This is a genomic window from Parvibaculum sp. MBR-TMA-1.3b-4.2, from assembly GCF_053628815.1.
This window is the reverse complement of record NZ_JBRJHC010000001.1, coordinates 3,570,054-3,587,227: the sequence shown is the minus strand read 5'-3', so window position 1 is coordinate 3,587,227 and position 17,174 is coordinate 3,570,054. Positions and strand designations below refer to the sequence as shown.

At 65.4% G+C, this 17,174-nt stretch carries 14 protein-coding genes; 13 read left to right on the top strand and 1 reads right to left on the bottom strand.

Features of this window, described 5'->3' with window-relative positions; genetic code table 11:
* Positions 1–190: 190 nt before the first annotated feature.
* The 9 genes from ACSSVQ_RS17200 to ACSSVQ_RS17160 all read left to right on the top strand — a co-directional run bounded on the left by ACSSVQ_RS17200 (position 191) and on the right by ACSSVQ_RS17160 (position 14,389).
* A complete protein-coding gene (locus ACSSVQ_RS17200) occupies positions 191–1,153 on the top strand; it encodes an ArdC family protein (protein WP_454184518.1) in 963 nt (320 codons plus the stop codon).
* Entirely contained in the window at positions 1,153–1,680 is a 528-nt protein-coding gene (locus tag ACSSVQ_RS17195) for a hypothetical protein (protein ID WP_454184517.1), read from the top strand. The genes ACSSVQ_RS17200 and ACSSVQ_RS17195 overlap by 1 nt, the downstream gene beginning before the upstream one ends.
* A gap of 162 nt (positions 1,681–1,842) precedes the next feature.
* A complete protein-coding gene (locus ACSSVQ_RS17190) occupies positions 1,843–3,981 on the top strand; it encodes a ParB/RepB/Spo0J family partition protein (RefSeq protein WP_454184516.1) in 2,139 nt (712 codons plus the stop codon).
* Positions 3,982–4,095: 114 nt separating this feature from the next.
* The gene (locus ACSSVQ_RS17185; protein ID WP_454184515.1) at positions 4,096–4,524 is read left to right on the top strand and encodes a hypothetical protein; all 429 of its coding nucleotides are present in this window, start codon (positions 4,096–4,098) and stop codon (positions 4,522–4,524) included.
* The gene (locus ACSSVQ_RS17180) at positions 4,508–5,152 is read left to right on the top strand and encodes an antitoxin of toxin-antitoxin stability system (RefSeq protein ID WP_454184514.1); all 645 of its coding nucleotides are present in this window, start codon (positions 4,508–4,510) and stop codon (positions 5,150–5,152) included. Before ACSSVQ_RS17185 ends, ACSSVQ_RS17180 begins: the two co-directional genes overlap by 17 nt.
* Before the next feature lie 131 nt (positions 5,153–5,283).
* The gene (locus ACSSVQ_RS17175; RefSeq protein WP_454184513.1) at positions 5,284–9,639 is read left to right on the top strand and encodes a strawberry notch-like NTP hydrolase domain-containing protein; all 4,356 of its coding nucleotides are present in this window, start codon (positions 5,284–5,286) and stop codon (positions 9,637–9,639) included.
* A complete protein-coding gene (locus tag ACSSVQ_RS17170) occupies positions 9,640–10,683 on the top strand; it encodes a DUF7146 domain-containing protein (RefSeq protein WP_454184512.1) in 1,044 nt (347 codons plus the stop codon). It begins immediately after the preceding gene.
* A gap of 322 nt (positions 10,684–11,005) precedes the next feature.
* Positions 11,006–11,941: a DUF2493 domain-containing protein gene (locus ACSSVQ_RS17165; protein WP_454184511.1), complete on the top strand. Its 936-nt coding sequence runs from the start codon at positions 11,006–11,008 to the stop codon at positions 11,939–11,941.
* Between the two features lie 333 nt (positions 11,942–12,274).
* Entirely contained in the window at positions 12,275–14,389 is a 2,115-nt protein-coding gene (locus tag ACSSVQ_RS17160) for a Rab family GTPase (RefSeq protein WP_454184510.1), read from the top strand.
* Positions 14,390–14,511: 122 nt separating this feature from the next.
* On the opposite strand, the gene ACSSVQ_RS17155 is transcribed toward ACSSVQ_RS17160, so the two are convergent.
* Positions 14,512–14,721 carry a hypothetical protein gene (locus ACSSVQ_RS17155; RefSeq protein WP_454184509.1) on the bottom strand — a complete coding sequence of 70 codons (210 nt, stop codon included), beginning with the start codon at positions 14,719–14,721 and terminating at the stop codon, positions 14,512–14,514.
* Between the two features lie 294 nt (positions 14,722–15,015).
* Here ACSSVQ_RS17155 and ACSSVQ_RS17150 point away from each other — a divergent pair, with 294 nt between their 5' ends.
* The 4 genes from ACSSVQ_RS17150 to ACSSVQ_RS17135 all read left to right on the top strand — a co-directional run bounded on the left by ACSSVQ_RS17150 (position 15,016) and on the right by ACSSVQ_RS17135 (position 17,137).
* Positions 15,016–15,183, top strand: coding sequence for a hypothetical protein (locus ACSSVQ_RS17150; RefSeq protein WP_173402568.1), 168 nt, complete (start codon positions 15,016–15,018; stop codon positions 15,181–15,183).
* Positions 15,184–15,327: 144 nt separating this feature from the next.
* Positions 15,328–15,768 (top strand): hypothetical protein, encoded by a 441-nt coding sequence (locus ACSSVQ_RS17145; RefSeq protein WP_454184718.1) that lies wholly within the window; start codon positions 15,328–15,330, stop codon positions 15,766–15,768.
* 597 nt (positions 15,769–16,365) lie between these two features.
* Complete coding sequence (locus ACSSVQ_RS17140) at positions 16,366–16,692, top strand: DUF736 domain-containing protein (protein ID WP_454184508.1); 327 nt, start codon at positions 16,366–16,368, stop codon at positions 16,690–16,692.
* A gap of 190 nt (positions 16,693–16,882) precedes the next feature.
* The gene (locus ACSSVQ_RS17135) at positions 16,883–17,137 is read left to right on the top strand and encodes a helix-turn-helix domain-containing protein (protein WP_454184507.1); all 255 of its coding nucleotides are present in this window, start codon (positions 16,883–16,885) and stop codon (positions 17,135–17,137) included.
* Positions 17,138–17,174: the final 37 nt, after the last annotated feature.

The following is a 17,174-nucleotide window of genomic DNA, read 5'->3' as shown; positions in this document are numbered from 1 at the left end:
GCCCTGCCTTGCTGGGCTTCCCCCTCCGGGCTTCCATCCCTGACGCAAGAGTAGGGGCAGCCGTATTCCCGCGAATCCGCTTCTGCGTCTCTACGTTTTCGGACAGGCGAGAGTGAGAGTGCGGACCGGATTGCCGTGACGGGTTGAGGGTCGGGAGAGAGGCTCCCGGCGCCCGTCGCGGAGACCCGCGATGTCCAGACATGCCGCTCACGCCCGTTCCGGCTCCGACCGGACGAGCCTCTATGACGAAATCACCGGAAAGATCCTCGCCGAGCTGGAGGCCGGCCGGTTACCTTGGATTCAGCCTTGGGGCACAGCGGCGGCGAAAGCGCCGCTCGCCATGCCGAAGAACGCCGCCACCGGCCGAGGTTATTCCGGCATCAATGTGCTGATCCTCTGGGGCGCTGTGATCGAGCATGGCTTCCCCGGCCAAAGCTGGCTCACCTTCAGGCAGGCGCTCGTGGTCGGCGGGCATGTGCGTAAAGGCGAGCGCGGAACGACGGTCGTTTATGCCGATCGCTTCGTCCCCGACGACGAGAAGCGACGCGCCCGCGAGACCGGCGAGGAAGCCCAGGCGATCCCGTTCCTGAAGCGCTTCACGGTTTTCAACCTGGCGCAATGCGAGGGCTTACCCGACGACCTCGCGATTGTCGCGCCGCCGCCCGAACCCGGCCTGATCGAGCCGAAGGTGGAGGCGCTGATCAAGGCAAGCGGGATCGATTTCCGGATCGGCGGCGACCGTGCCTTCTACGTGCCAGCGCGCGATTATGTGATGGTCCCGCCGCCCCAGGCTTTCTTCGAGCCCATCAACTGGCACCGCACGGCCCTGCATGAATGCTCCCATGCCAGCGGGGCGCCGGATCGCCTGAATCGCGACCTCTCCGGTTCCTTTGGCACGAAGAAGTACGCCTTCGAGGAGATGATAGCCGAGATTTCAGCGGCATTCTGCTGTGCTGCGCTCGGCATCGTGCCGACCGTGCGGCACGCCGATTACATCGGATCCTGGGCCGAGGTTCTGCGCGAGGACAATCGCGCCATCGTCCGCGCAGCGTCGCAAGCCAGCAAGGCTGCCGATTTCCTGCTCGGCTTCCTGCCCGAAGACGAACGGCTTGCTCCGGTCTCCGCCGACGCCGGCGAGCGGGAGGCAGCCTGATGCGCGCGCCGTCTCCAGCAGGCCGGCGACGCTTCCGGCAGGAATCCTCGTCATCTCCCGAGTCCTGTCATGCGTCCGCACGGGCGCGCAGCTCATCGACGCGCTGGCGGGGGAGGTATCTCTTCGACAATGCAGTTGAGTTCCTCGCCGGGGCGCGCCACCTCGCGACGGCGGGCGATCCACACTCTCGCGAAGCCCTATTTCATCTCATCGGATGCGCCGTCGAGCTGTCGCTGAAGTCCTATCTGCATTTCCGGGGGTGGAACGATGACCGGTGCCGCCATGAGGTTCGGCACGATCTGGTCAAGGCGCTCGTCGCAGCGGAACGGCTCGGATTGCATCCACATCATCCGGATGTGCGGATGCTGACGCGGATATTGTCGCCCTACTACCGCTGCCATCGCATCCGCGAGCTGGCGAAGCGCGACCCGGCGCCGATATCGCCCGAACGGGCGTTGCAGGCAGCCGAAGGATTGCTGGACGATGTCCTGGCCGCAGTGACGGGACCTCCCCGTTCCGGGCGCTGACCGGAAGCCCGCGTCTGCTGCGCGCCGGCCGCCGATCCTCGCTTCTCCGCCCCCTCGGCCTTCGCTTTCGCCGCCGCGAGAGGAAGAGGGCCGAGGGGGTTTTCGTGACGGGTTGGAGGCCGGGAGAGAGGCTTTCGGCCGCCCGTCGCGGAGAAAATCCCGATGGCTACTGCCGTTCAGAAGATCACCCTGTCGTCCTCACGCGACATCCCCTTCAACAAGCTGGTGCTGAGCCAGTCGAACGTCCGGCGCGTGAAGGCCGGCGTCTCGATCGAGGAGCTGGCCGAAGACATCGCCCGGCGCGGCCTGCTTCAGGGCCTCAATGTCCGCCCCGTGCTCGATGCCGAAGGCAAGGAAACCGGCATGTTCGAGATTCCCGCCGGCGGCCGCCGCTACCGCGCGCTCGAACGGCTGGTCAAGCAGAAGCGTCTGGCGAAGACCGCGCCCGTCCCCTGCGTCGTGCGCGATGCCTCGACCGGCATCCTCGCCGAGGACGATTCGCTCGCCGAAAACTGCCAGCGCGCCCCGCTCCATCCGCTCGACCAGTTTCGCGCCTTCCTGACCCTTCGCGAGAAGGGTCAGTCCGAGGAGGAGATCGCCGCCGCCTTCTTCGTGCCCGTCAACGTCGTCAAGCAGCGGCTGCGGCTCGCCTCGGTTTCGCCAACGCTGCTCGAAACCTATGCCGAGGACGGCATGTCGCTCGAGCAGTTGATGGCCTTCACCGTCTCCTCCGACCATGCCCGACAGGAACAGGTCTGGGAGGCGATCCACAATAGTTGGTCGAAGGAACCGTATCAGATCCGCCGCATGCTGACGGAATCGACGGTGCGAGCCTCCGACAAGCGCGCCGTGTTCGTCGGGATCGACGCCTATGAGGCGGCCGATGGCATCGTCCTGCGCGACCTGTTCCAGTCCGACGATGGCGGCTGGCTGCAGGATGCGGGCCTTCTCGATCAGCTGGCCGCTGAGAAGCTGAAGGTCATGGCCGACGAGATCGCCAATGAAGGCTGGAAGTGGATCGAGGTTGCCGTCAGCTTTCCCTACGACAACGCCCGCGGTCTGCGCGCGCTCGTCGGCACGCCGATCGACCTCACTACCGATGAGCAGGCGACGATCGACGCCCTGAACGCCGAATATGCGAAGCTGGAGGCCGAATATGACGGCGCGGACGAACTGCCCGACGAGGTGGACGAGCGGCTCGGCGAGATCGAGACGGCGCTCGCCAATTTCGAGAACCGACCGGTCCAATATGATCCGGCCGATATCGTCCGCGCGGGCGTCTTCGTCAGCATCGATGCGGACGGCTCGCTCCTCGTCGACCGCGGCTATGTCCGCCCCGAGGACGAAGCGCCGGTCGCCATCGAGGGTGAGGACGGCGAAGACGCACCGGCCAACGCGACCGATCCTGCGGCGCCTTCCGTCCAGCGCGCCGTCATCACCATCGGCGGCCAGCCCGCCGAGCCGGAGGAGGATGAGGACGACGTCATCAAGCCGCTGCCCGATCGCCTGGTGATGGAGCTGACCGCGCACCGCACGCTGGCGCTGCGCGACGCCATGGCCAACAATCCCCGCGTCGCCATGACGGCGCTCCTGCACAAGCTCGTCACCGATGCCTTCCAGCGCATGTCGAGCGCCGGCGGGTGCCTGGAGGCCTCCATCCACCATGTCTTCTTCCCCGCCCAGTCCGCCGACCTGAAGGACAGCCCGTCCGCGAAGTCGGTGAATGAGCGGCAGGAGGCATGGAAAACCGACGTCCCGCAGGACGATCAGGCCCTGTGGGACTGGCTCGACGCGCTCGATGACGCCAGCCGCATGGCGATGCTCGCCCATTGCGTCAGCTACGGCGTAAACGCCCTCTACGAGAAGGTCGACCGCTATGGCGGCTCCGGCCTCTCGCAGCATGGGCTCGAACGCCGCCTCGGCCAGGCTGACCGGCTGGCCCATGCCTGCGGGCTCGACATGGTGGAGGCCGGCTGGAAGCCGATGGTCGAGAACTATCTCGGCCGTGTCACCAAGGCCCGCATCCTGGAAGCCGTGCGCGAGGCCCGGGGGGAACAGGCCGCCCAGCTCATCGATCATCTGAAGAAGGGCGATATGGCGAAGGAAGCCGAGCGGCTGCTCGCCGACACCGGCTGGCTGCCCGAACCCCTGCGCCCTGCCGACGCCGAGCCGGCTCCTGACGTGGCGACAGCCGAGGGAGAAACCGAGGCGCTGCCCGACTTCCTCGCCGGCGATGACGACGAGTCTCCCGCCAGCGCCGAGAGCGAGGATGACCCGGCCCGCATGATCGCTGCGGAATAGCCGAACCCCGCGGGGCGGCTCCGGCCGCCTCGCATTCCTCCACCCATCCACGCATCCGAGCCCGGCCCCTCGCAAGGGGGAACAGCCGGGCTCCTCTCGTTTCAGGAGCCTCGCATGGCCGACTATTTCACCCATTTCTCATGCCTGCTCGATGTTGGCACGCCGCAGAATGCCGCCCGCGCGCTCGACCTCTACAACAGGCTGTCCGAAGATGGCGCGTCGGAAGACCCGCCGTCCGACGGTTTCCTGCTTTCGATCCAGCCCGAGCATGGCGGCACCCGGCTCTGGATCCGCGATGATGTGACCGGCGATCCGCAGCACGTCATCGACTTCGTGCTGCTCTGCGCGAAGACCTTCGGCCTCACCGGCCGCTGGGGTTTCCAGTACGCCAACACCTGCTCAAAGGCGGGGATCGATGCCTTCGGCGGCGGCGCGCATGTGCTCGATCTCGGCGCCGGCCAATCCGTCGCCTGGATCGGCACGCACGGATGGCTCGCCGATGTGCTTACGACGGGAGGGTCGGACGATGCCGAGGATCGTTGAAACCACCGTCTATCAGCTCGGCGAGCTGTACGTGGAGGCGCATGAGAAGGCGCGTGCCTGGTTCCGCGAAAGCATGGACACCGATGATTGGTACGAATTCGTCTACGACGATTTCGAGGCGATCTGCGCCATTCTCGGGGTGCGGCTCAAGACCCGCGCCGTGCGCCTCCATGGCGGCGGTACGCGGCAGAAGCCGTGCGTCTATTTCCGCGGTTTCTGGTCGCAGGGCGATGGCGCCTGCTTCGAGGCCTTCTATTCCCATGCGAAAGGCGCCCCTCACAAGATCAGGGCGCACGCGCCGCAAGATGGCGAGCTTCACCGGATCGCGGACGCCTTGCAGGCGGTCCAGAAGCGGAACTTCTATCAGCTTCATGCTGATGCCAGCCATCGCGGCCGTTATACCCATGAATATTGCATGGCGATCTCGGTCGAGCGCGACGGCCCGACCTATCAGGACATGACCGCCGATGCGGAGGAAGCCGTGACGGAGGCGCTGCGCGATCTCGCCCGCTGGCTCTACCGCCAGCTCGAGCGGGAGTATGAGTATCAGGCGTCGGACGCCGTGGTCGACGAGGCGATCATCGCCAACGCATACACCTTTACCAATTCCGGGCGCCGCTTCGGCTGAGCGTCGGGGCTCCAACATCGCGATCGCGGTCCGGTTAGAGGAAGAGGACGGCCGGGACGGGTTTGAGCCGGTACGGTCGAGAGAGAGCGCCAGCCGGTTCGTCCCGTCCCGCTCTCCTCGAGGTTCCCTCCATGACCACTGTCTCCGCTTCCGCGGCCGCTCGCGCGGCCACGTCCATCCCGCTCGTTCCCGCCGCCGATCCGGCCGCTCGCATCGCCGAGGCGGCGCGGCTTCTCCTTCCCCATCTCGAATGCGGCCAGCGCATCGACGCAGGCGTCCTGCGTACCGCCATGGAGACGGCCTTCGGCGCCTCCGATGCGACCGGCGCCTGGGACTGGAAGACCGCCTATGACGCCTGCGAGGCGGCGACCGTGCTGTTCCTGCGCAAATACGGAAAGGCGCTTTCCCGCAAAGCCGGTTCTCCGGCTGCCATGCTGCCGATGCTGGCGAAAATCGCCGGCCTTCTTCCCACCCACACGCGCCGTTCGGCCGAAAGCGAGACCTACCAGCAATTTTCCACCCCGATCCCGTTGGGACTCGCGGCCATAACCGCCGCGTCGATGACCGCCGCCGACCGCGTGCTGGAGCCCTCTGCCGGCACCGGCCTGCTCGCCATCCTGGCCGAGATCGCGGGCGGATCGCTGGTCTTGAACGAACTGGCCGAGACCCGCGCCGGTCTTCTCACCCACCTCTTTCTGACCATTCCCGTCACCCGCTTCGACGCGGCGCAGATCGACGATCATATCGCTGCCTGCATCGTGCCGTCCGTCGTGTTGATGAACCCGCCATTCTCGGCAATGGCGAACGTCTCAGGCCGCATGGCCGACGCCGCCTGTCGTCATGTCGCCTCGGCGCTGACACGCCTGGCTGACGGCGGGCGGCTGGTGGCGATCACCGGCGCGAACTTTTCTCCCGACAATCCGGCATGGGTGGCGGCATTCACCCGCTTGCAGGCGCGCGGGCGCGTGGTGTTCACCGCCACCATCGACGGCTCGGTCTATGCCAGGCACGGCACCACCATCGATACGCGGCTGACCGTCATCGACAAGCTACCCGCCGATGATCCGGCGGTGTTCCCGGTCCCGCCAGGCGTCGCGCCCGACGTCGCCACGCTGCTTGGCTGGATCGACGCCCATGTTCCGGCGCGACTGCCGGTCGCGGCCTCCGCCGGCGTTACCGCCATTCCCGCCGCCGCGTGTGCCGTCGCTGCGCGCCCCGTCCGGGGATTTGCCTCACGGCCATCCACTCCCGTTCCGGCCAGCCTCACCGAGCCCGACGGGGTCGAGATCGACTATGAGACGGTGGATTTGACGCCGCCTGAGAACACCCGGCTGACGGACGCGATCTATGAGGAATACGCTCTTCAGTCGATCCGCATTCCCGGCGCGCAAGCTCATCCCACCAAGCTGGTGCAATCGGCGGCCATGGCCTCGGTCGCGCCGCCGAAGCCGAGCTATCGGCCGCGCCTGCCGGCCAACATCGTCACCGATGGCCTGCTGTCGGACGCCCAGCTCGAGACGGTGATCTATGCCGGCGATGCCCATGGCGAATTCCTCGCCGGGTCCTGGACCGTGGACGAGACCTTCGACATCGTTTCGGCTGCGCGCGACGATGCGCCGAATGCCGTGCGTTTCCGGCGCGGCTTCATGCTCGGCGACGGGACCGGCGCCGGCAAGGGCCGCCAGTCGGCCGGCATCATCCTCGACAACTGGATGCAAGGGCGTCGCAAGGCGGTCTGGATCTCCAGGGCCGATCTCATCGAGGACGCCCGGCGCGACTGGTCGGCGCTCGGCATGGAGCGGTTGCTGGTGACGCCGCTTTCCCGCTTCCCGCAGGGCAAGCCCATCACGCTCACGCAAGGCGTCCTATTCACCACCTATTCCACGCTGCGCTCCGACGAGCGTGGCGAGAAGCTTTCCCGGGTCAAACAGATCGTCGAATGGTTGGGCTCCGACTTCGACGGAGTGATCGTTTTCGACGAAAGCCACGCCATGCAGAATGCCGCTGGCAGCAAGGGTGACCGCGGCGAGCAGGCCGCCTCGCAGCAGGGACGCGCTGGCCTCCGCCTCCAGCACGCACTGCCCAATGCCCGTGTCGTCTACGTGTCCGCCACGGGCGCGACCACCGTCCACAATCTCGCCTATGCGCAGCGGCTCGGCCTCTGGGGCGGCGAGGATTTCCCCTTCGTGACGCGGGCCGAGTTCGTCGAGGCGATCGAGGCCGGCGGCGTCGCGGCGATGGAAGTCCTGGCACGCGACCTCAAGGCGCTCGGCCTCTACACCGCCCGGTCGCTCTCCTATGACGGCGTCGAATATGAGCTGGTCGAGCACCAGCTTACGCAGAAGCAGACGCGCATCTACGACGCCTATGCCGGGGCCTTCGCCATCATCCATAACAATCTCGACGCGGCGATGCAGGCCGCCAACATCACCGGCGAGCATGGCACGCTGAACCGGCAGGCGAAGTCGGCGGCGCGTTCCGCTTTCGAATCCACCAAGCAGCGCTTCTTCGGTCATCTCCTGACCTCGATGAAAACCCCGACGCTGATCCGCTCGATCGAGCGCGATCTCGAGGAAGGTCACGCCGCGGTCATCCAGATCGTTTCGACCGGCGAGGCGTTGATGGAGCGCAGGTTGGCGGAAATCCCAACTGAGGAATGGAACGACGTCCGGGTCGACATCACGCCGCGCGAATATGTTCTGTCGTACCTGCAGCACAGCTTCCCTGTGCAGCTCTATGAACCCTTCACCGACAGCGAGGGCAACCTCTCGTCCCGGCCGGTTTTCCGTGACGGCCAGCCGGTCGAAAGCCGCGAGGCCGCCGCCCGCCGCGACCGCCTGATCGAGAAGCTCGCGAGCCTGCCGCCCGTTCCCGGCGCGCTCGACCAGGTCGTTCAGCATTTCGGGACCGACACGGTGGCGGAAGTCACCGGCCGCTCGCGTCGCATCGTGCGCAAGACCGGCGCGGACGGGATCGACCGCTTGATGGTCGAGAATCGTGCTGCCTCGGCCTCTCTCGCCGATGTGGCCGCCTTCATGGACGATCAGAAGCGTGTGCTCGTCTTCTCCGATGCGGGCGGGACGGGCCGGAGCTACCATGCCGAATTGTCGGCGCGGAACCAGCGGCTGCGGGTCCATTATCTGCTCGAGCCGGGCTGGAAGGCCGATGCCGCCATCCAGGGACTGGGGCGGACCAACCGCACCAACCAGGCGCAGCCCCCGCTCTTCCGTCCGATCGCGACCGACGTGAAGGCGGAGAAACGCTTCCTGTCGACCATCGCGCGGCGGCTCGACACGCTCGGCGCGATCACGCGCGGCCAACGCCAGACCGGCGGCCAGGGCCTGTTCCGGCCCGAGGACAATCTGGAAAGTCCCTATGCCCGCGACGCGCTGCGGCAACTCTATCATCTCCTGGCGCGCGGCAAGGTCGAGGGCTGCTCGCTGCAGATGTTTGAAGAGGCCACCGGCCTGTCGCTCATGGACGCGAACGGCATCAAGGACGAGTTGCCGCCGATCACCACCTTCCTCAACCGACTGCTGGCGCTGACCATCGACCTGCAGGGCATCCTGTTCACGGCGTTCGAGCAGCTTTTGAATGCCAGGATCGAAGGCGCAATCGCTTGCGGAGCCTATGACATGGGGCTGGAGACGCTCAAGGCCGAGAGCTTCGTCGTCACCGGCCGGCGCACCATCCATGTCCATCTCGGCACTGGGGCTGAAACCCGCCTGCTGACCATCACCCAGCGCGAACGCAACCGGCCTGTCGCGCTCGACCAGGCCCTTGCCCTCCTCTCGGATCGTCGCGCCATGCTGCTCGTCAACGAGCGTTCGGGCCGGGCCGCCGTTCAGATCCCGACCAGCAGCGTCATGCTCGACGATGGCGAGATCGAACGGCGTATCCGCCTGATCCGGCCGATGGAGGCGCACAATATCCCGGTGAAGATGATGGGCGAGACGCACTGGATCGAGGCCGACGAAGGCACGTTCGCAAAAGCATGGAACGCCGAACTGGCTGACGTGCCGGAATTCTCCGACAGCACCATCCATGTCGTCGCCGGGCTGCTATTGCCGATCTGGAAGCGCCTGCCAAACGAGTCGACGCGAGTCTATCGGCTTCAGACCGATGACGGCGAGCGCATCGTCGGCCGCCGGGTTTCGCCGGCATGGGTGGGAGGAGCGACCGCTACAGGCGCGACGACGCTGACGCCGGACGATGCCTTCGCGGCCCTGATGGACGGCCGGACGATACTCGACCTTGCTGAAGGGCTCCAACTACGCCGGGTCCGCGTCATGGGCGCCCATCGCATCGAACTCAGCGGGTTCACCGACACCATGCGCGATCGCTTGGCCGCCTATGGGCTGTTCCACGAGATCATTTCGTGGACCTTGCGCATGTTCGTGCCGACGGACGCGACCGGTCCCGCCATCCTGGCAAGGATCATGGAGCGTTACCCGGTCGAGCGGATCGGCGAGCGGGAGGCTGCGTAAATGGCTCGCCACGACGCTTCCGAACTGGCGCGGCGCCTTGCTCGCCAGGCCGAGGCGGTGTGCCGGCACTATCTGTCCGCCGGTCATCGCGAGGGCCGCTACTGGCTGGTCGGCGATGTGCAGGGCACGCCAGGTCGCTCCATGTTCGTCCGGCTCAAGGGACCGGAGTCTGGCAAGGGCGCGGCGGGCAAATTTACCGACGCCGCTACCGGCGAGCATGGCGACCTGCTCGACGTCATTCGAGAGAGCTGCGGGCTGGTCGACTTCAAGGACGTCGCCGACGAAGCGCGGACTTTCCTCAGTCTGCCGCATTCCGAGCCGGCGCCGCAACCGAGGCATAGGCCGACGTCCGCGCCAACCGGATCGCCGGAGGCCGCACGCCGACTCTTCGCCATGTCGCAGCCGATCACGGGCACAGTCGCAGAAGCGTACTTGCGGAAGCGCGGCATCACGGTTTTGCACGGAGCCGGATCACTCCGCTTCCACCCGCGCTGCTATTATCGGCCCGACGAGCATTCGCCGACCGAGACCTGGCCGGCGATGATCGCTTCCGTCACCGACCTCGACGGCCGGATCACCGGCGCGCATCGCACCTGGCTTTCCCCCGATGGCGACGGCAAGGCGCCGATCGACACACCGAGGCGGGCAATGGGCGACCTTCTCGGCCATGCGGTCCGGTTCGGCGTGGCGCACGACGTGATAGCGGCGGGAGAAGGCATCGAGACGATCCTGTCGCTGCACTGTGTCCTGCCCCACATGCCGATGGTCGCAGCGCTTTCGGCCGCCCACCTTGCCGCCATCCTGTTCCCGGCGCCACTGCGCAGACTCTACATCGTCCGCGACGACGATCCGGCCGGCGATGGCGCGCGCGACAGCCTGATCGAGCGGGCGAACGCCGCCGGGGTCGAGGCGATCGTGCTGTCGCCGGCGCTCGGGGACTTCAACGAGGACCTCCGCACCTTCGGCATCGACGCTCTGCGGGCAGCGGTCCGCCAGCAGCTCGCCCCGGAGGACGTCGCCCGTTTTCTTGTCCTGTCGGCATAGCCGGAGGGGGCAAGCGCGGGGCAGCGGCAGCCATCGCCGCATCGCACCAGGCTGCATCCCGTTGCGGCGGAGAGGACCGCGACCCGGCCTTCGAGAGGGCGATCGGCCGTCAAGCGGCCCGGACCGGCAATGGCTGCGCCCGGCTATTTTCCGGCGCGCTCCAGGGGAGCGCTTTCCATCGCGAAACAAAATAGCCGGCCTTCGCCATCCGGCGCGATGCTTGGCCCTGCGCTTGCGCTCCGGGTGCAGGTCCGGACCGCCCGACGGCTTTCGTCGCCAGAAGGCCGCGAGGGTCGCGGTCAATCCGACGAAGGAGCATCCCATGGCGAGCGAACACGACGACGGCTTCGAGCCTCAACACGCCTCATCCCCCACCGACCACGTCCTCACCGAACTCCAACTCTACGGCTTCCGCCCCTTCCAGGACGAACCCGATCCGAGGCCACTCCCGGAGGGGAACATGGTCGCCGGGGCCATCGCCGATATCTTCGACGCCCTGATCGCTACACTCGACGACACCCGCCTCGAGCCCGACCTCGACGACCTTCTTTGGTCGGCCGTCAACCTCTTCCATCGGGCCACCGGCCGGATCGAGCGCGAGCTCGACGACAACGAGCAGGCGCAGCGCCGCGGCCAGCGCGAACAGGACGGCTCGGAGGTGAAGTCGGTCGAACTGGAGCGCCTCATCGCCGAAGGGCAGACGCTGATCGAGCGCCGCAACGCCTTCGAACTGATGCGCGACCAGGCCGCCGAGCATTTCGAGCGCCACAACGGCTCATCCTGGCGGCCGCGTAGCGGATCGATGGTCAACCACCGCACCCTGACCTCGGCCATGATCGACAGCCGCGACTTTCTCTCAGCCAAACGACGGGCCGAAACCGAGGTGCTGCTGCCGGCAGGACCGAAGATCGCGTTCACCGGCGGGCTCGATTTTAACGATCACCACCTGATCTGGGCCAAGCTCGATCAGGTCCACGCCAAACACCCCGACATGGTACTGCTGCACGGCGGATCGCCGAAGGGCGCCGAGCGCATCGCTGCCCGCTGGGCCGACACCCGCAAGGTACCGCAGGTCGCCTTCAAGCCCGACTGGACGAAGCACGCCAAGGCGGCGCCGTTCAAGCGCAACGACTCCATGCTGGCGGTGTTGCCGATCGGCGTGATGGTGCTCCCGGGCACCGGCATCCAGGACAATCTCGCCGACAAGGCCCGCAAGATGGGCATTCCCGTCTGGAAGTTCGGCAACGGCGGCGCGTGAGTGTCGCTTTTGCCGCCACGATGGGCGGAATTTGACGATCTCACTTTCCCCCAAACCGGCAAGCATGGTGTTGTTCCGCGTTGTTCCATAACTATTGACTGGCTATGTGAGCGCTGATACAGCTTGCGAATGGGAACAACGCGGAACAACACTATGCCTGATATGCCCTACTTGGCCTCCAAGACACGGTCCAACCGGCCCGGTTGGTCCGTTAGCTTTCGCCATCCGCTCCGACGCGATGCTCGGGGCGGGCCCGGTCTCAAGATGCGCCGAGGCCTCGGGACGACCGACGAAGCCGAAGCAGACCTGCTCATCGCGGAAATGAACACCCTCTTGGCGGATCGCACGTGGTGGAACGCCAGCAAACGCGCCGAGGCAGAACTGAAGTTCTCGAAGGTGATCGTTGACGCCTTCTATGACGAAATCCAAGCTGGCCGAGAAGATCCAGAGTCTCTCCGTGAGGAACTCATTCCGCTGCCCACTGCGGAAAATGGCTATTCCCGCGTTCTGTTCGTTGGAACGACAGGGGCCGGCAAGACCTCACTGCTCAGGCAGCTTATCGGTTCTGATCCCGACAAAGATCGATTTCCTTCAACGGCTCCCGCGAAGACGACCATCGCTGACATTGAGGTTATCCAAAGCGAAGGGGACTTTGAGGCTGTTGTTACTTTCTTCTCGGAGTTCCAGACTCAAGCGAGCGTAGAGGAGTGCATCACCGACGCATGTATCGCTGTCTCCGAGCGCGCACCAATTGACAAGATCGCAGACCGATTCTTGAACCACAGAGACCAGAAGTTCCGGCTCAGTTATGTCCTTGGCGGGTGGCGCAAGGCTGATGATCAGGAAGCAGACGATGACGAGTTTTCGTTCGATGACGAGCCCGGTGCAGTCGCTGATGAGCAAGAAGACGGTGGTCTTGATACGTCCGAACGAGCCAAGAACCGCGAAGTGCTTGGAGACTTTGTAGACCGGATCGGCAAGCTGACGGCGAAGGTTTTGAAGCGCTTGTCCGATGATCTCGGCCTCGAACCCGGCAAACCCATAGGCGCCGACCGCGAAGCCGCAGAACAATTGATCGTCGAAAACTTTGAGGCGTACTTGGCCGAAAACGAGACCTTCCACGAACTCGTTCAGGATGTTCTCGACCGCATCCGGGAGCGTTTCGATCTAATCGCCGAAGGAACCTTGGAGCGGCATCGTTCGGGCTGGCCAAAGCGATGGCAGTTCGAGTCTCGCGATCGAGAGCAATTCATTGAACAGATCCGCTGGTTCTCCAGCAACTATTGGCCACAGTTTGGTCGGCTCCTGACGCCGCTGGTATCGGGCATCCGCGTCAAAGGCCCCTTATTTCCTAAGTTTGCAGAGACGTCGCCCCGCCTCGCCTTGATCGACGGTCAGGGCCTAGGCCACACGCCGGACTCCTCATCGAGCGTAACGACGCACATCACGAAACGCTTTGATCGCGTGGACGTCATCCTTGTCGTGGACAACGCTCAGCAACCGATGCAGGCGGCGCCGCTCTCGGTTCTCCGCTCCGTCGCTGCCAGCGGGCACAGCGACAAGCTGGCGGTGGCATTCACCCACTTCGATCAGATCAAAGGCCCAAACCTTCGGACATCGGCCGACAAGCGCGGCCATGTGATGGCGTCGGTGCTGAACGCCTTGTCCAATCTCCGCGACGTTCTCGGCGCCCCTGTCGTCAGAAGCATTGAGCACGGGATTGAGGACCGATGCTTCATGCTTGGTGGTGTCGACCAAAATCTCTCGCGGTTACCAGGGCGAGCTGCGGAATACATGAGGGGCGAGCTCGCAAACTTAGTGCAGTTTTGTCAGGAGGCGATCCTTCCGCCTCCGCCGCCAGAGGCAAGTCCGATTTATGATCCTACCGGTATCTCCTTCGCTGTTCGGGAGGCGGTGTCGAACTTCCAGGCCCCCTGGCTCGCCCGGCTCGGTCTGGCGGCTTATGACGGCGTGGGGAAAGAGCATTGGACGCGGGTGAAGGCTCTCAACCGTCGCATCGCCGGGGAACTCGACGATGAATACGACAATCTTCGACCGGTCGCCGACCTTGTGGCCAGAATGACTGAATCGGTATCGCGCTTCCTTGACGAACCAATCGATTGGACGCGAGAGCCCACGGACGACCAACAGCGCCAAGCTTCGATTGCCCGAATCCGCAGAGCCGTGTCGGCAGCGATGCACGAGTTGGCGCTTCGGCGCGTTGTGGAACAGCACCTCACTGAATGGCGGGAGGCATATGACCTCCGCGGGACGGGATCGACTTTCCGGCGGGCCCGGACGATCCGCGGCATTTACGATGAAGCCGCTCCGATCCCAGACGCTGTCATGCCCCCGCCATCAAAGCAATTCCTTACCGAGGTACGCCGCATAGTGATCGGTGCGATTGAAGCCAGTGGTGGGGAAGTAGGGCTTGCTGAAGACGATTGATGGTTCATCGACAAGGCGCGCCAATTTGGCGGCGAGCCCGATGATTTGCACCGGAAGGGCGGCGCGTGAGCGCCGCCGCACTTCCGTAAAGCCGTATCGCCTTTTCCACTGAAAGCGGGCTTTCAGCCCGTATCGCCCGTCACGGCGATGCGGGCCGCACGCGCATATTGCTCCAGCTCCACGTCACCCTCGATCAACCTGTCCAGCAGCGCTTTCATGTCGCTCTGATCCGACGCTGATTGCAATGACTCCGGCTGTCGCTCGATCGCCAGCACTGCGATGGCCAACGTCTTCTTCACCAGGTGCAGATCGCGATCCTTGAATTCCGCCATGACACCCATCCTCTGGGACGATCAGCCCGACCCTACCCAGCGCCGATTCAGATGGAACAGCGGACCTTCCGGGCTCGTGACAACGCCTCCTGAGCAAGCGATCTCCACCCCCGCTTCCAATGCGCTGATCCTTGGTCCAGCCGATGGCCTGACGCCATCAACCCGTGAAGGGTCCGCCACGCAAGCGTGCGGCCTCGAGGCTCCGCCTCCGCGGTGATTGCGGCCCTCGGCCGGACACATCGGGCGCCTGTCGCGCGGGGGATGGTCCCCCGCCTCCAGACAGGAGCCGGAACGATGTCCCTCAACGACGCTCATGCCTTCGCCTTCAGCCTCGCCACCACACTCATGGTCGCCATCATCATCTTCCGGGCCGGCGACGGCAGCCTTTCGGTCGTTCCCGCCAACGAATACGACGGCGACACCGCCGCCATCATCCATGAATTCGATCCCTTCCAGCCCTGACGAGGGGAGCGCCCGGTCCGGCGAGCGGAACTTCCTAGCCGATTTCCGCTCCCGTGACCGCTCATCTTCAGCTATGCTTCGCATTGCGCCGTGGTGGTGGTGGAAGGCGCGACCGTCAGACCTTTTCTCACGGAGACCACCACCATGATCTTCCTTGGCATCATCTTCAGTGTCGCGGCCATCGGCGTTCTCTGCTGGCTGCTGTTCACGCTTGCTATCTACGCGCTCCCAGCCTTCGCCGGCGTCACCGCCAGCATGTGGGCCTATGACACCGGCGCCGGCTGGCCGGGCAGCATCGCGATCGGCCTGGTCGCGGCCGGGCTGATTTTCGGCGTCGGCCAACTGCTCCTCGCCGTCGTGCGGCCGCTCTGGCTGCGCATCGCCATCGCGCTCGCTTTCGTCGCCCCGGCAGCCATCGCGGGCTATCATGCGACCCATGGCATCGTGAAGCACGCCATGCCGTCGGAGACCTGGCAGATCGCCTTTTCTGTAGTCGGCGCGATCGCGGTCGGCATTGCGGCATTCCTGCGGATCGCGGCGATGGCCGCGCCCGAACCGGCTGGACAGGGCATGGCGCGAGGCTGACACCGACACGGCCGTCGGAGCATGACCAGCAAGCCGGCATGGCTGCCATCGTCGACGTCGGAAATGGACGGAGCGGGCCGGCAGACAGTGATCACAAACGCGGACCAGCGATCAGCGCAAGCCACGTTGAAGTGGCGCTGGATGGGTGGGCAGCCCCGCACAGCCTGTCGATGACGAAGGGGCGGACGGCGTCTCATGAGCCGATGGCCGAGGTAAGCCCATCGCGGTCATCGCCGGGACAGGCGGGACGTCATCACCGGCAGCGATCCGTGCCGGGATCCCGGCGGGAGCATTGGGTCGCCACGTTCTCCCTTGATCGCTCTTCGTCAGGTCGACCGCTCCAACACGGCCTCTTCAATGGGCTGATCTGGCCGAAGCACGGCTTCGCCTCGATCGCCTATGCCGCAACGGCGCCGATCGACTTTCTTCCCCTGCCGGCTACGCCGTCATTCCTCGCGGAACAACAAAGTCGCTCTTGCGCCATCCTCCGCTGACGCTGCGGCCCTGACGGGTGCGGCGTCGATCGCCTCCGGCCTGTGGATCGCCATCGAGGCCGCAATGGTGCGGGCTCGGAAGCTCAGATCAAGGAGAACCACCATGGCGACCATCGGCACCTTCAAGAAGACCGGCAACAACGAATTTACCGGCGACATCGTCACCCTCGGCGTCCAGGCCAGGAACGTCCGCATCGTTCCCGAGGCCCGCGCCACCGGCGAGAACGCCCCCAGCCACCGCGTCTTCGTTGGCAGAGCGGAGATCGGCGCCGCCTGGTCCAAGCGCTCCAACGAGGGCCGCGACTATCTGGGCCTCAAGCTCGACGATCCGAGCTTCACCGCCCCGATCTTCGCCAACCTCTTCGACGACGAGGACGGCGAAGGCTACAGCCTCATCTGGTCCCGCCCCAGCCGCCGCAACGGCGACTGAGCTGCCGCGACGCCCCGCCCGGACGATCCGGGCGGGGCCTTTCGCCGTTCGGGAGCGACCGAATCAGTCACCCGGGGAACCCGCCAACGAATGCCCAAACAGCCCATTACAGCTGGCGCTTCATCTCCAGAACGACTATTATAGTCGTAGTTCTGGCGCGCACGTTCGTGTCCGTAGGAGGTGATCATGCATGATCACCGCCCGACAGACGCGGGCCGCACGCGCGTTGCTTGGTTGGACGCAGGAGACGCTCGCTGAAAAGGCCCTGGTATCCCTGACCGCGTTGAAGCGCCTTGAGTCCGAGAGCGGACTCAAGGTGTATGAGACGACGCGCGATCAGGTGCGCCGGGCGTTCGAGGCCAATGGCATCGTCTTCCTCAACTCCGACCAGGGGGAAGGAGTGATGTTCGTTCGTGCGAAGATCGACAGTCGCAAATCACCCTGACATCGCCCGCAAGGCACCTTTGCGATGCCTGCCATGC